11 protein-coding genes are annotated in these 15,497 nt (G+C 65.1%); 10 read left to right on the top strand and 1 reads right to left on the bottom strand.

What is annotated here, in order from left to right; all coding sequences use genetic code 11:
• Positions 1 to 92: 92 nt before the first annotated feature.
• On the bottom strand, positions 93 to 1,496 hold the full coding sequence (locus tag G452_RS20240) for a glycosyltransferase family 2 protein (RefSeq protein ID WP_235619633.1): 1,404 nt from the start codon (positions 1,494 to 1,496) through the stop codon (positions 93 to 95).
• A 714-nt stretch (positions 1,497 to 2,210) separates the two neighbouring features.
• Here G452_RS20240 and G452_RS0117195 point away from each other — a divergent pair.
• The 10 genes from G452_RS0117195 (at position 2,211) to G452_RS0117240 (ending at position 15,456) form a co-directional block, all read left to right on the top strand.
• The gene (locus G452_RS0117195) at positions 2,211 to 2,933 is read left to right on the top strand and encodes a hypothetical protein (protein ID WP_022663504.1); all 723 of its coding nucleotides are present in this window, start codon (positions 2,211 to 2,213) and stop codon (positions 2,931 to 2,933) included.
• A gap of 17 nt (positions 2,934 to 2,950) precedes the next feature.
• Positions 2,951 to 4,099 (top strand): hypothetical protein, encoded by a 1,149-nt coding sequence (locus G452_RS0117200; protein ID WP_022663505.1) that lies wholly within the window; start codon positions 2,951 to 2,953, stop codon positions 4,097 to 4,099.
• A gap of 483 nt (positions 4,100 to 4,582) precedes the next feature.
• A complete protein-coding gene (locus G452_RS0117205; protein WP_022663506.1) occupies positions 4,583 to 6,115 on the top strand; it encodes a serine/threonine-protein kinase in 1,533 nt (510 codons plus the stop codon).
• Between the two features lie 36 nt (positions 6,116 to 6,151).
• Positions 6,152 to 7,108, top strand: coding sequence for an FHA domain-containing protein (locus tag G452_RS0117210; RefSeq protein ID WP_022663507.1), 957 nt, complete (start codon positions 6,152 to 6,154; stop codon positions 7,106 to 7,108).
• Between the two features lie 15 nt (positions 7,109 to 7,123).
• Complete coding sequence (locus G452_RS0117215) at positions 7,124 to 8,353, top strand: PP2C family protein-serine/threonine phosphatase (RefSeq protein ID WP_022663508.1); 1,230 nt, start codon at positions 7,124 to 7,126, stop codon at positions 8,351 to 8,353.
• A 30-nt stretch (positions 8,354 to 8,383) separates the two neighbouring features.
• On the top strand, positions 8,384 to 10,183 hold the full coding sequence (locus G452_RS0117220) for a fibronectin type III domain-containing protein (protein WP_022663509.1): 1,800 nt from the start codon (positions 8,384 to 8,386) through the stop codon (positions 10,181 to 10,183).
• Positions 10,176 to 10,913 (top strand): hypothetical protein, encoded by a 738-nt coding sequence (locus G452_RS0117225; protein ID WP_155887810.1) that lies wholly within the window; start codon positions 10,176 to 10,178, stop codon positions 10,911 to 10,913. The genes G452_RS0117220 and G452_RS0117225 overlap by 8 nt, the downstream gene beginning before the upstream one ends.
• 31 nt (positions 10,914 to 10,944) lie before the next feature.
• Positions 10,945 to 12,000 carry a S1C family serine protease gene (locus tag G452_RS0117230; RefSeq protein ID WP_022663511.1) on the top strand — a complete coding sequence of 352 codons (1,056 nt, stop codon included), beginning with the start codon at positions 10,945 to 10,947 and terminating at the stop codon, positions 11,998 to 12,000.
• Between the two features lie 16 nt (positions 12,001 to 12,016).
• Positions 12,017 to 14,197: a VWA domain-containing protein gene (locus G452_RS0117235; protein WP_162141326.1), complete on the top strand. Its 2,181-nt coding sequence runs from the start codon at positions 12,017 to 12,019 to the stop codon at positions 14,195 to 14,197.
• Entirely contained in the window at positions 14,194 to 15,456 is a 1,263-nt protein-coding gene (locus G452_RS0117240) for a hypothetical protein (protein WP_022663513.1), read from the top strand. Before G452_RS0117235 ends, G452_RS0117240 begins: the two co-directional genes overlap by 4 nt.
• The last annotated feature ends 41 nt before the right edge of the window (positions 15,457 to 15,497 follow it).

The following is a 15,497-nucleotide window of genomic DNA, read 5'->3' on the forward strand; positions in this document are numbered from 1 at the left end:
TCACCGCCTTGCTGCCCGGCGGCAAGCAAAAGGCCGGAACGACGCGTGTCGCTCCGGCCCGATGAAGAACGGAAGAGCCCTCGTGCGGCGGGTTATTTCGCCAACGGCTCGGACATGATCTGGAAGCGGTCCATGCCCATGACGGCCTGGACAGGGGCCACGTTCTCGGCGGCGGGCCAGAGCGAGGCCGCCGCGTGCAGCGTTTCGAGGCCGGGCACGTCCGCAGTCCGCGGCTCGCTCTTGGGGGCGAGCTGGCGGGTCAGCCAGCCGTTGCGCTGCGGAGTGGCCAGCGCGTAGAGGCTGATCCAGGACAGGGCTGCCAGCCAGTACAGCGTATACGGGAAAGCCCAGAGGAAGTCGCTGGTGCGGTGGCGCAGGAGGTAGAAGCCCGCAGGCAGCAGAGAGGCGAGCACCGCGCCCATGAGCAGCTTGGTTCCGGCCAGCATGGGCCAGGCCACGACCATGCCCAGGGCGAGCAGTTTGGCGAATTCGCCCACGGTCATGCCCAGAAGGCTCATGATCAGGTTCAGCCGCGCGCCGGACATGGGCTCGTTGCGGAACGGGGTGAAGGCGAAGCGCGTCAGGGCGATGGTCTCGCGGACGTTGCTGCGCGCCCAGCGCAGCATCATCTTGCACAGGCAGACGTAGGTGGTGGGCACGTTGGTGTAGACCACGGCGTCGCTCTGGTAATGGACCAGCAAGCCCTGCCGGAGCACGAAGTTGGTCATGGCCCGGTCCTCGCCGATGTTGGCGGGACGGCCCATGAACTTCTGGTCCACCCACTCGTCGAGCACGGGCATGACGGCCTTGCGGGCATAGGCGGAGAGCGCGCCCGGAGTGCAGATGACCGTGTTCACGCGGCTCTGGGAGGCGCGGATGAAGTCGAAGGAGTAGGCGAAGGCCACATCCATCATTTTGGGGATGAATCCTTCGCTGCGGTTGAGCACGCGCACGTTGCCCGCGACGGCGCCCACGCGCTCGTTGCGGCAGAAGACGCTGACCATGCGGCGCAGGGTCTGGGGCTCCACCTCGGAGTCGCTGTCGATGGTCACGAGAATCTCGCCGGAAGCGCGCATGAAACCTTCGTAGAGCGCGTGGCGCTTGCCCTTGTTCACGGGCTGGCGCACCAGCTCGACGCGGTCGCCGAATTCCTCGGCTCCGCGGAGCATCCAGCTCCAGGTGTCGTCCTTGCTGCCGTCGTCCACGCAGATGACCTGCATCTTCTCCGCGGGGTAGTCGCTGGCCATGACGCTGCGCAGCGTGCCCAGGACCTGGGAGCCTTCGTTGTAGGCGGGGATGACCACGGTGCAGGTGGCGAGCTCCTCGTCCGTGCAGGCCGCTGCGGGACGATAGGTGAACACAAGGACGATGCGCCAGACGAGCACGCAAAGCCCAACAGTGCCGAGCGCCTTGGTGAACGTGCCCCACTGCGAATGGTAAAGGTTGGAATAGAAAGCAAGGAACTCTTCCGGAAACTTATAGATGCCAAACAGCAAACCTGCGATCAGAGCGAGCAACAAAAGCGTAATGGCAGTCTTCTCTCCACCCTGGGAAGAGGAGACACTATTCACTTTTGCCTGAGCAAAAAGCAGCGGCATCTGGATCTGATTATCTTTGTCCGGATACTGCACCCTATTCATGGCGTTCATTGACACCTCCAAAATCACTTTCAGCAACAGGCATTGAAAACCATACCAACATTTTCCACCTGGAAATCCCTTAAAACGCGAGCAATGGTACTCTGCTCAAAACAAAGAAATGTCAACAAGATAATTTTTCATTATTTCAAATCATTACGGCATCATACCCACATCCTGCCGCCGATGGTCGCCGGGCTGCTTTTCGTAAGCAAATTCAGCACGATCTCATGTTATAATGTACGGAATGGACCTCTCCGGACGCAAAATGCTCCCTGCGCGGCAGCGATGCATCCGGACGCAGCTCCCCATACCGCCCGCTCCCGGGAGTTTCCCCTATTGCAGCATTCCGCAGAAGCCACTCCAATGCGCCGCAATTGCATTGCAGTGCACGGCTTTTCGGACGGAAAACGCTTGCAGAGGAAAACAGGCGTTGAAATGTTCGACGGAAGTGGGGTATGAGGCAAAAGCAATTTCCATGGAAGCATGTCGACAAGGACAAGGACAATGCCGTCAATGCCAGCGAAACATTCATGCCGAATCCGCAGCTTCGGACGATGCGCTCGGACTTCAATGCTGCTCTGCGTGCTCCTGGTCGCGCTCCTGCCGACAGCGGCCATCCCCAGCGACGCCGCACACGATCCCGACCAAAGCCTCCTCCATGCCAACCGGCTTCTTTATGAAGGAAGCTACGTCGCCCCTGCGGACGACAACGCGCTCGGCGCATATGAAAAACTGCTGCAAGAGGACCGCGAGGACATCAAGATTCGGGCGCGCGCGGGCATAGCCCGCATCCTGCGGCTCGCCGCGCACTACGCGCGCAAGGACGACGCGGACCGCGCCTGGAAGCTGGCCGATCCCGTGCTGCGCATCAAGGACGCCGGGCTGGAGGAAGCCCTGCGGACAGACGCGCAGGCCCTCGGCCAGGCCCTGTTCGAAAGCGCCCGGAAAGCCGAGGAGGCGGGACGCTGCTCCGAGGCGCTTCGCCAGGCGGGGCGCGCGCTCAAGGCCGCTCCCGACCATTCGGATGCCAAGGCGCTTCTCGGCAAGATCCGCTCCAATCCGGGAACGCTCACCGTGCTGACGCTGCACGGCGGCTGGCTCGTGGTGGACGGCAAGCGCACGAAGGAAACCGTGCCCACCCGCAAATACGCCCTTGTCTGCGGCTCGCACACCATCGAGGTCGTCAATCCCGACAACCCAGCCCAGCCTCGCCAGAAGACCAAAGTGGAAATCCGCCCGAAACGCGAAACCAGAATCCAGTTTTCGGGCAGCGAAGCCCGCATTCTCGACTGAAGGAGCCGAGCATCGTCATGCCACACGCCCACAGAATCGGCCTGTTTCTCTTCGCCGCCCTGCTCTGGGCCGCCGCTGCCGCGGCCAGCCCCGGAACCGACCTGCTCTCGGCTTCGGAAGACTTCATCCTCATGGACATGGAAAAATCCATGTCCTACGCGGAAAAGGCCATCGGCCTGCTCAAGAGCGAAGTCGCCACGGGCGAGGCAAAGGCCTCCGCACTTTCCAAAGCCTACTACGTGAAGGCCTACCTGCTCACGGCGACCAAGGCCACGGACCAGGAACTTTTGGCCACGCTCGCGGACGCGGTGCACGCGGACCCGAACTTCGAGCCGCCCTCGCAGTACGCGAGCCACCCCAAGATCAAACAGCTCCTGCCGGAAGCGCGCAAGGCCTCCGCGTCCGCGCCGTGCAGCGGGCTGGACGCCGCTTCCGCCCTGTTCCAGCGGAACGACTTCTGCGGAGCCTACGCCGCCATTTGTCCGGACCTGGGCAAGTGCGCCGACAAGGACGACATGGCCAGGATGATCGCCACGGTCAGCCTGAACAACTGTCCCGCCTTCCAGAATTCCAACGGATGCCCCTCCCGGGAGCAGGCCGAGAAGAACCAGGGGCCGAAGCTGCGGGACACCCTCGGGAACAAGCGGATCGGCGTGATGCCGCTGCTCTACCTCGACGTGCGCGGCCGCGTCAGCTCGCTGGTGCACACCAACGACCTGCTCGCCGTGCTCCGCGCGGGCCTTGCCGGAGCCGATCTGGTGCCCTTGCAGGCCGCAACGCTCAAGAAGTGGAGCGACCGGTTCAACCTGGACGAAAACTACTCCAAATACGTGGTCCGCGAGTATCAGATCACGGCCGCGGTCAATGGGGACTCCCTCATCAAGGACGGCCTGAGCAAGGAGGACTTCGCCATCGGCGGCGTGCCGCGCAAATATTCCACGGCCCTGCGCCAGCTCCTCAGCGACGAGAACATCGAATACGCGCTCTTCACCATGTTCGACGCGGAACGCGAGGACAACATCGAGCTGCGCATCTGCCTCTACCATGTCTCCGATCCGGGCAAGCCCAAGCTGATCGATTTCTGGCGCAACATTTCCATGCCGAAATATGCCAAGAACCGGCTGGACAAGATTCCGCCAGCGCTCAAGGGAACCTTGGCCCAATAGCGACGCTGCCGGAAGGCTTCCGCGCCCGCGAAGCCGCCGCGAAACAGCGCGGCAAATCGTTCTTGCCACTGCAACGGCAGCGCAAGCCGGCCTTCCTTCGTTTTTGAAACGCGCCTCCGGGCGCGTTTTTTTTGTTCCCGTCACGTTTTCTGCGGCGTCATGGTCGCGGCATTTTCCCATCAGGAGCATCCCATGATGCGGGTGATTCTCAGCTCGCTCCTGGGGGTTTCCCCTATTGCCCTTAGTTTCGCATCGGAGAAGCCCCGCACTTCCCACAGGCCATGATGCAAGAATGGTGGGAACAGATGGTCGGCCTTCGCTGTCTCCATGCATGATTCGGCAGCGAATAGAACAAGTCTAGAGAATATGGCTCGTAGTGGATTCTCCCGAATAGGGACAATGATTCAAGAGTCATATTGAAATAACAACAATGTTGAAGTAACCTTGAAATCTATTTCATACTCTGAAGTGACGGAACCTCTTATGAACGTCTTGCCCTGCTGCCGCACCCCGCTGTTGTGCGTCGTCATCCTCGCCGCCACCGTTGCTTCGGCATTGTCTGCGTCCGCCGCCCCGCTCTATCTCAAATTCCCGCTCGGCGTGGAAACGGAATTCACGCTGACAGGCCCCGCAGGTTCGGCGCTTTCCGGCAAGACGGACATGCAGGGCCAATTTTATGCCCCGCAAAGCCCACCTCCAGGCGAGTATCGACTCGAATTCCAGGATCCCGACGGATCGCGGACACATGCCGTGGCCGTTTCCATCGCCGACAAAAAACACGGCCTTGCGCTGGTGCTGCGCCCGGACGTGCCCTGGTCCCCCTCCGCTCAGAAATTTCCCGAAAAACAGAGGCGTTCGTTCATGAGTCCCAAGGTCTTGGTTCTTATCATGATGCTTTGCTGCCTGTGCGTCATGGCGCTCATCCTGCACCGCAAGGGCATCCTCGCGCCCCTCCTGGCCCGGATGTCCCGCCGCGCTCCCGAAGAGGGGCTGGCGGACACGGACGCGCAAGCCCCGCGCGGCCCGGTCCCGGCCAAAGCCGCCGGGCACACGGCGACCCTGACCGGGTCGGTCGGCCTGGACGATTTCAAGCGCATGGAAAAAGCCCTTGCAAAGGGGAAGTGCGCCTACACCCTCGCGGGCGAGAGGATTTCCGCAGCGGTGGGCTGGGACGGGGAACTCGGCGACATCGTGCTCACCCGACAGCGGCACGTGGGCGGGGTCGGGGCCGTGTACGAGGCCTACGGCACCAAGGAGAAGAACCGCCGCCTGGCGGTCAAGCTCCCGCTTTCCACGACCCTGGGCAAGTCGAACAACGCCTTCGACATCGAATCCATCAAGACCGAATTCGACAACAACCGCAGCCTCAGCGGAAGCATGCGGCTGATCCAGTTCTACGAACTGCGCGCCCTGGAGATCGGGAAAAACGGCCAATCCCAGCGCGCCTACTACAGCATCATGGAATATTTCGACGGCCTCAGCCTGCGCGACGTCATGGGCATGGGCCGCGACTTCGACCTCTACCAGCGCCGCATCGTCATGCGCGAGGTGCTCGAGGCCCTGGCCGAGGCGCATTCCAAGAACAAGCTGCACAACGACATCAAGCCCGAAAACATCCTCGTGCAATACAACACGCGCAGCAAGTCCGTGACGGGCGTGAAGCTCATCGACTTCGGCGCCCAGGTGGAAGTGCGCCGCGACGACCCGCAACGCGCCCGGAAGCTGACCCCGGACTACAGCGCTCCGGAAGTCCTGGGCGGCAGCTGTCCCACGAACCGCTCGGACATCTACGCGGCCGGGCTGCTCTTCTACGAGCTCTTCGAGGGGGCGCTGCCCTTCCCCAGCGGCAAAGGCATGGAGAGCAACGTCTCTCCGGAGGAGTTCGACCTCCGGTTCAAGGCCCTGGCCAGCCAGCAGGCCCTGCAACGCATCATTCGCAACATGCTCGTGAAACAGGACGCGGCGCGCCCCTACAGGACGGTATCCGCGGTTCTCGATGAACTTAGATCGGCATAGCACGCATCATTCTTATTCCTTTAGGAGGGGATCAACATGAAAGGCTCCATTCGTTCTCTGCTCGTCGCCTTCCTGGCCCTGGCGACTCTCTGCACCCTTTTCGCACTGCCCGCCTTTGCCGGGCCGGAAGAAGTGCGCGTCGCGCGCATCCAGAACGACCCGACCCTGATCAACCAGGAAGTCCTGGTGGTGGGCACGGTCGAACAGATCGAGACGCTGGGCGAAGGCATGACCCGCGGACGCTTCATCCTCCGCGACGCCAACGACGGCCAGACCATCCTCGTGGAATCCGACCACGTTCCCGCTCCCGGTCTCGAAGCCCGCACCTTCCACGCGCGAGTCATGACCGACGCGCAGACCAAGCGCCCCTACCTCAAGCACCTCGGCGACAAGGCCGTCTCGAGCGGCTGGCAGGACATCCTGATGGATCCCATCACCATCATCGCGGTGGTCTTCCTGCTGCTCATGGGCTTCCTGGTCTACTACCTGCTCCGCTCGGACAAGCAGACCTCGGTCAGCGTCAACGCGCCCGCCCAGCAGCCGCCCTACCAGCAGCCGGAATTCCAGGCGCAGCCCCAGGCCGCTCCCCAGCCCGAACCCGCCAAGCCCGTGGCCAAGGAAACCCTGGACAGCAGGGGCACCCTCGTCATCGAGGAATGCACCAACACCAAGCTCGTCGGGCAGAAGCGCTCCGTGGTCCTGCGCAACGGCCAGGGCATCCTCGGTCGCGGCGACGCCGACATCAACATCGAGGACGACACCTTCAGCTCCCGCTCGGCCATGATCAAGGACGACCCCGGCACCCGCAGCCTGGTCATCCAGAACATCAAGAAAGGCCGCACCCTCTACGTGACCTCCTCCAGCGGCGACAAGACCACCCTGCATTTCAACGAAGAAGTGCAGCTGGAGAGCGGCGACGAGATCAGCCAGGAAAAATCCGGGCTGAAACTGCGCTACGAAGGCTTCGGCCCCAAGAAGACCCAGGACGCCTAACCCGCCGAGGACCAAGTGAGCGATTCAGCCACCACCGCCTACGCGGTGGGCTACTATAACCACATCGGCGGGCGGGAGCTCAACGAGGACGACTTCTTCCACCTGTCCCTCGTGGTCAGCGGGAAGCAGGTCCATCTCGCCGGGGTCGCCGACGGCATGGGCGGAAACGACGCAGGGGAGGCCGCCTCCCAGGCGGCGGTCCAGGCCTGCCAGTCGTTCCTGGCCAACGCCCTGGTGGCCAAGGGCAAGGCCCTGGCGCCCGAATTCCTTGCGGAATGCGCCCGCGCCGCCATGCGCAAGGCCAACGCGGCCGTGCTCGCGCTGGACAAGGGCGGCAGCCCCGGCTGCACCCTGACCTTCGGCATCTTCACGGACAGGCACGTGGTGCTCTGCCACGCCGGAGACAGCAGGGCCTATCTCTGCGACGGCTCCGGAGTCCGGCAGCTCACCGAGGACCACGCCGACGGCAACGGAGCGCTGACCAACCGGCTCGGACGCTGGCCCGAAATGGACTGCGACGTGCTCACGCACGACGTCCAGGCCGACGCCGTCTACCTCTTCTGCTCGGACGGGGTCTACGGCAACATCGGCCCGTCCGGCATCGCCGGGGCGTTCAGTTCCACGCCGGACGTCAAGCAGGGCTGCGTGAAGCTCGTGGAAACCGCCAGGAACAACGGCGGCGCGGGGGTGGACAACCTCACCGCCCTGGCCCTGGAATCCGGACGGCTGAACCGACAGGCGCAGCCTGCCGCGTCCGCCTCCAGCGGCACGAGGATCAAACGGGTGGCGCGCGCCTCCGCCCAGCCCGCAAGCGCCATGCCCGACATGCCGCAGCCCGTGGCAACGCCGCGCAAATCCGCGCGGGACAAGCGCTTCATGTGGGTCGCGGGCACGGTCATCGCCCTGCTCCTGCTGCTCATCGGCCTGGCCGTGACCCTGCTTCCGTCCTCGTCCGGGGACGGACACGCGGAACAGGCCGCCCAGAGCCAGGACATGAACGCGCCCGGCGCAGCGGCACAGGCCGAAGACGGCGCAGGAGCGCTGCAAAACGCCGCAACGCCTCCAAGCGCTGCCGCCGCTGCCGCCGCCCCGCAAGGCGAACCGAATCCCGCGGCATCGCCCCAGGATTCGGCAAGCGACGCAGGCGGCGCATTCGGCTCGACCGCAATGCTCATGATCGTGGCCCTGATCGCGCTCGTGGCGGCGGGCTGCATCGTCTATCTGCTCTTCCCATTCAGGAACTGAGAACAACAAGCAAGCCAGAGGGGAATCAAGATGTCCTCCACCCGAAATACAAAAAAGAAGAAAAAGGCCGTCGCGGCCATACTTCTGCTGCTCTGCGCCGCCATGTTCAGTCTGCTGCTGATAATGAAGATGCAGACGAACAGCGGCGGCTCCGGCGGCGGGGGCGGCGGCGGGGGCGGCGGGGCCATGCCCGCCCAGCCCCTGGCCCAGAACGGCACCGCGCCGCTGACTGCGGACCAGTCCGCGCAGCCCGGACAGCCGGGAGCGCCGCAGGCCGCCCCTGCGGACGCGGGCCAGGCTCCCCAGCCGCAGGCCGCGCCCACGGAAAAGGGCGTTCCCGACCTCAAGGAACTGACCTGGCAGCCCTATGACCTGAACACCGTGGTGTATTCGATCCACCGCGTGCTGATCTTGGACGAGGACCGCAAGGAAATCACCCGTAAGGATCTCACGCAGACGGAAACCAGGCTTCCGCTCGAGGGGCTCGGCCTGGAGGAGAACCGGCGGTACTGGTACAAGGTCGCGCCCATTGCCAAGCCCGACGTGGACCTTTCCGCCAGCGTCAAGCTGCAGGAAGGCTCCTTCTACGTGAACCTCACGGACGAGAAGCCCACTCCGCCGCGCATCACCGCTCCCGCGCGCGGGCAGAGCGTCGCCTCCCTGCGGCCCCAGCTCGAATGGGAGGCCTCGTCCGACAACGACCCGCACGACGGGGAAGCCCTGAACTACAGGGTCGAGCTTTCGCGGCCCGGCGCGGGCAAGGTCTGGTCCGGCACGACTCCGGACACCCAGATCGAGCCCGGCGAGGATCTGCGCGAAAACGAGACCTACACCCTGACCGTGGTCGCGCTGGACCCGGAAGGTCTGGAAAGCGCCCCGTCCAGCATCGAATTCTCCGTGAACGCGGCCAAGGACAAGCCCTCGGCTCCGTCCCACCCCGCAGCGAAGCAGGACGCGAAAAACAGCCGCATGGAGCTGACGTGGTACGCGAGCAAGGACGCCAACCCGGGCGGCAAGATCACCGGGTACGACGTTCAGGTCCGCGACGCCGAAACCAAGCAAGCCGTCTGGAAGGGCAAAAGCGGCGGAAGCACCACCTGGACCCCCTTCTCCGAAGGAGAGTACGGCAGGAAATACGAGTTCCGCGTGCGCGCCCTGAACAGCTTCCAGGTGGCCTCGTCCTACTCGGCGTGGTCCGCCCCCTTCGAGTACATCTACAACTACACCTTCGTCCCCAAGATCTCGGTTCCGGGATTTTCCAAGGCCGAGGTCCACGCCAAGCAGAGCCTGGAATGGACGGCCGGTCCGGACGTGAAAAAGTACATCCTGACCATCGACACCACGGAATACACGTCCGAGACGAACCGCTTCCCCCTGGCGGACCTGCGTCTGAAGAACCTGCTCAAGACCGGGGAAACCTACACGTTCAAGGTCCGGGCGGTGAACGCTCACGGGTTCGTGACCAGGGACTCCGACGAAACCCTGTTCGTGCTGGCGGATTCGCCTCCGAGCGCTCCGGGCAAGGTGGACGTGGTAATCGGGGAACCGGGCCGCAAGGAGATCGAGGACGAAGACAAGCTCACCTGGAGCCCGTCCACGGACCTGGAAGGACCGGTGAACTACGAGCTGCAGATGTCGCAGACCGAGGACTTCGCGAGCATCTTCGTCACCTACGAGACGCAGGCGCCCGCGGTCGTCTTCGACGCCATCTGGAAGGATTGGAAAAAACTGGAATATGGCGCGACCTGCTACATCCGCGTGGTCGCCATGGACGAAGCGGGCAACAAGACGCCCGGCGCTTCGCGCCCGCTGACGAAGATAAATGAGTAAGAGGCATCCGGGGATGAACGCGCTACGGTTCATCGTCTTCTGCCTCGTCCTTGCGGGAGGAGTCCTCGGCGCGGCAAGCGTCCGCGCCGAGGGCGACTTCCCCACGGACAAGGCCGTCAAGATCGGCCGCATGGAAGGCGAAAACCTCGTCTACGCCCAGCTCCCCGAGGGGCACCTGCACGTGCGGGGCGACGAGGCCATGGTCTACCTGCGCACCGAGTACCAGAGCAGCAGCATCTTCATCCCGGTGGGCTGGGGGCGCATCCAATCCTTTTCCGAAGGAGGGTGCATCGTCATGCTCCTGGAAACCTCGGACGAAATCAGCACGGCCAACTGGCTGGTGCCGGACCAGTCCCGCCTGGCCGAGCGAAGGGCCGAGCTGGACCGCGTCCTGGGGCAGGCGCGGCAGCTGGCGTCCGGCGGCGACCGGGCGGGCGCGCTGCGCGTTGTGGACGAGGCCCTGGCCGGAGACCTGCCCGCGGATCAACTGCGGGAGCTGCGGCAGAATCTCGACCTCTCCAGCGCGAAGACGCCGGACGGCCTGACCTACGAGCAGCTCGTGGCCGACCCGTCCCTGCGCGACACGCTCAGGCAGCCGGAATATCTCAACGTGATGATCGGAATCATGAACAAGGACGACTGGGCGAGTCCGGAGGAAAGGCTCTGGCTCATCCGGTCCCTGCCGGGCAAATCGCCGGAACAACTCGAAGAGCTGGCCGTGGTTCTCTGACCAAGCGAACCCCCGGCCTTGTGGAGGTTTCATGCCGCCGCGCGCCATTCCCCGTCCGCAGGCAGCGCTCCTTGCGAGCCTGCTCGCCGTCGTTTCCCTGCTCTGCGCCAGCTCTTCTTTCGCCCTGGACGCGCGCGCCCTCTACAAGCAGGTCAAAGGCTCGGTGGTGCTCGTGGCCTGCCAGACCAGCGAGGGCCTTGCGGAGGGCACCGGGTTCTACGTGGGCGACGGCAGCCTCATCGCCACCAACAGCCACGTCATCAAGGGCGCTTCGATCATCGTCCTGAAATCGGACAGCGGCGATCTCCAGGTTCCCGTGGACCTCGTGGACATGGACCTGAAGCGGGATCTGGTCCTGCTGCGCGTCGAGCAGCCCGGCACCCCTCTTTTCCTGGTCCCCCGGCTGCCCGAGGTGGGCGAGGAGGTGCTCACCGTGGGCAACCCCATGGGGCTGGAGCAATCCATTTCCCTGGGGGTGATCAGCGGCCTGCGCGAAATCAAGGGGGTGCGCTACGTCCAGACCACGGCGGCCATCTCCCACGGCAACAGCGGCGGCCCGCTGTTGAACGAGAGCGGCGGCGTGGTGGGAATCAACACCTTCTACGTCAGCGAAGGACAGAATCTCAATTTCGCCGTCTCTTCCATCCACCTGCTCCGAATGCTTCCGTCCGGCATGGCCAACGCCTCTCCGCCGGCCACAGGGCAGGCTCCGGTCCAGGCGGCCCTGCGCGATTCTTCGGCCGCGCCCGCCATCGCTTCCCGCACCGCCCTGATAGAGAACCGCCAGGGCGGAACGCTGCTGGTGGTCTACGGCGACGTCCCCGCCGGGCTTCAGGGCCGCGACACGCAACTGGAAGCGCAGCTTCTGGACGATTCGGGACGCATCCTGGCCTCGCACCGCTTCCTGCCCGACAGGACGCTGACCCGCTACCAGCTTCAGACCCTGCACCCGGACGCCATCGAGGCGCGGTTGCGGCAAAACTCGCCCCTTCCGGGCGGCGTCGAGGGCAAGATCCCCTACATGACCGTTTTTTCCAACCTTCCGGCAGGAGCCACAACAGCGCGGGTGCGTCCCGCGCGCGACTGAGCCATGGGAGATGTCCATGCCGACCGAAAGCCCCGCTGAACGAAAACAGGCCCCTATCCGCACCGCCGCGCTGCTCCTGCTCCTTGTCCTGGCGGCGTTTCCGGCCGGACCGGCCCGGGCCGACACGACCCTCGGACCCAAGGGGTACTGCCTGCCGCGCGACATCCCCACCGACGACGGCGGCACGCAGCTCTTCTACGCCAACCGGGGGCTTTACGATGGCAAGGACGGCCTCCTGGACACCAGCAACAACTACGCGAAGATCTTCGGCCAGAATCGCCCGACGACCCTCTGGAACTTCAACCGCCGAGCCGACTGCTACGAAAAGGCCCTGCGCATCATGGCCGCCATGCCCGCCCTGCGCGCGCCCGATCCCATGGAAACGGTCCAGAGCATCGCCGGGCAGGCGGCATGGCAAAGCGGCAAGCTCCAGCAGATGGCCTCTGTCCTCGCGGCGACCAAGACCAACTACGTGTCCGGCGCGGCCCCCATGGGACAAGCCAGCAACAAGATCGCGCAGGTGCTGCGGAAGATCAATCCGAAGTCGCACGGCGGGATCAAGCTGCGCATGACCAACATGCAGGGGCTGTCCATCTTTCTGGAAGGCGTTTCCGACGGCGCCATGCTCTACGACTTCGCCGTGGGCGCGGCCCTGCAGGAGGCGCTGACGGGCGACCTCGCCCTGGCCCGGCTCGATCTCATGGAAGCCCTGCTGCGCGGGCGCGAGGCCGCCGGCGTCGCCGTGGACCCGGCCATCTTTGAGGGACTCGTCAGGGCCCGCGCCAGCCTGACGCGCAACGAGCACTATTTCGGCGCTCTGGCCACGGAAATCAGCGACAGGAAAACCGAAGTCGCGGCCAAGGGCGTTTCCGTGGTCGTGGGACTCGTGCACAAGGCCATGCCCAAGGTGCTCACGCACTACCTGACCCCGCTGCTCGGCGCGCAAAAAGCCGCCGTGATCGTCGCCAAAAGCGCCGGGGTCTGGGCCTTCGCCATCACCGCCACGGTCGAGGTCATCCTCCGGTCCCTGGAACAGCACGAGCAGATCCAGACCGGAGCGACCGCATCCACCCTGGCCTACATCATCGACCAGGAAGCCGAAGCCGGCAGACTGCCCGACGATCCGACCTACACGGCCATGCGCATGCAGTGCGAACAGACCTACTACCATCAGATGACGCTGGCATCCTCCGGGCTGCTCGCCTCCCTGCGCGACGTGATCACGCCGGGGCACGACTACAAGGACTCCCGCGAATACTTCTCGGAGATGGAAACCATCGCCGTGCGGAACCTGCCCACCCTTTCGGACATGATCGAGCCCGGGTTCGAGGACGGCCCGGCGGGCGAGGCGTCCCTCTCCGGGCGGCTGATCTCGCGCGGGGGCCTGCCCGTGGCCGAGGCATACGTCTTTGCCGTGGACGCGGACGGCGCGTTCCTGGGATACGCCGCCACCCTGCCCGGCCCCGGCCCGGACGCGGGCACCTTCCGCCTGGACGCCATTCCCGCCGGACAGCCCGTGACGCTCATCGGCTTCCACCCGTCCTACCGCGAGGATTTGGCCCTGGCCTCGTTCAGTCCTGCCGGACCTGAGCACGACTGCGGCGACCTGACCGCGGACGGCGACTCCTGGCCGCCGGACGCGGCGCAATCCACGCCCGGACTGCCTTCCCTGCTCGCCGCGGCCCTGGGCGGCGCTCCGCCCAGCCTGGACGCGGCCCAGCGCAGCGCCCTCGCCGGGCACCTGCTCTCCCTGATCAACGTCCAGGCTTCCCAGGGGCGCTCCATCCTCATCATCCTGGACACCTCTTCCAGCATGGACAAGGTGCCGCGAGGCGACAACCGCTCCCTGATCGACGGCGCCAAGGAATCCATCCGCCAGCTCGTGCAGGAAAGCAGCGCCGAAGTGGAATGGGCCTTGATCGTCTTCAACGACTGTTCGCCCAAGGTGGCCGTGGACTTCACCACGGACAAGCAGCGCCTGCTCTCCGCCGTGGCCTCGGCGCGAACAGGCGGGAAAACCCCGCTGGCCAAGTCCCTGCTGCTGGCCAACCGCTACCTGCAACAAAACGGAGCCTTTGCCCTGGCCGACGTGATCCTGCTTTCCGACGGCGAGGAAACCTGCGGCGGCGACCCCGAATCCGAAGCCCGCAGCCTTCATGAATCCTCGGCGGACTATTCCGGAGGAGGCGTCCGATGAACATGCTGCGCATCCCCCCGCGTTTCGCCCCGGTCCCCGGCCTTGCCTTCGGCAGGGCCGTGGCGCTGGCGCTCTCCCTGGCCCTGGCCCTTCTCCCGGCCCTGCCGGGCAGCGCCCTTGCCGCCGCAGGGGCCAACAAGGTCATCCGGCTGAACGTCATCGCCCTGACCGGCAACGACGCCTCGCGCAGGTTTCCCCAGCTCGAAGCCATCGCCCGCGCCGGAAACGGTTCGTATCATACCGTGCAGGACGTCCGCTCCCTGGGCCAGGTCTTCCACCAGGTCGTGCACGTGGACACCTGGGCCGTGACCCCCGCGCACGTGGAACAGCTCCTGCTCGATTTCCGCAACCGCTACCTCGGCAGCATAGACCTGGACGGCGAGGCCGTTGTCTTCCCCCGGAGAATGCACGGCCATTTCCCCTGGAGCGCGCTCTGGCTCGACTTCGGCGGACAGGCCGTGGCCTTTCTGGAAGGAGTGGACGACGTCCGCCTGCGGCTGATCGTCTCGGAACAGACCGCGCCCTCTCCGCTGGACGCCGAGGTGGACGACTTTCTCGCCCGCGCGGGACTGGCGCGGTATGCGCGCACCTCCGACCTGCCCGTGCATCTCAAGGGCAGCTCGCCTCCCGTGGGCGCGGACCGCTACAAGCCGCGCACGCCCGACCCCGTGGCCTCGCTTACGGTCGGCGCGCTCTTCCCCAGCCTGGGCACCACCGAGGAGGACGTGCTCGCGGCCGTCAAGCGGCAGGCGGAAATGGAAACATTGTTCGCGGAGGTGGTGCCCTCGGCCTACTTCATCCTCGACGCCATCGCCCGGTTGCAGGACAAATCCCGCAACCAGGAATTCCGCTCCGTGCTGGGGGCCATGCTCGAACGCCGCGCAGAAGTGGCCGCCTACCGGCAAATGGCCCTGGACAACGGCCTGCTCGACCCGGCCGACGATTTCAGCCGGGCCATCAGCGAAATCGTCATCGGCAGGGACCACTCGGCGCGGGCCATGGACATCCGGCTGGAGCTGCGCATGTTCATCGACGGCCACGTGGAGCGCGAACGGCTGGAACAGGCCGTGCTCAAGTCCGTCCGCATGGCGGGCTCGAACCTGAGCGGCATGGAGCTGGGAAGCCTGCTGCGCCCCAAGTTCCGGGAGGTGGTGGAAAAGCGTGACGAGATCAACCGCTACGGAGGAGGCGCCAGCGGAAACCGCCGCCCCCTGCGCAGCTACCGCGAGCTGCTTGAGGAGGTGCGCCGCTCCTCTTGAGGTCTTTCCGCGCGGTCCTCTGCCGCGCGGCCGCCGCCCCA

It is taken from the genome of Paucidesulfovibrio longus DSM 6739 (assembly GCF_000420485.1).
Lineage (GTDB): Bacteria > Desulfobacterota > Desulfovibrionia > Desulfovibrionales > Desulfovibrionaceae > Paucidesulfovibrio > Paucidesulfovibrio longus.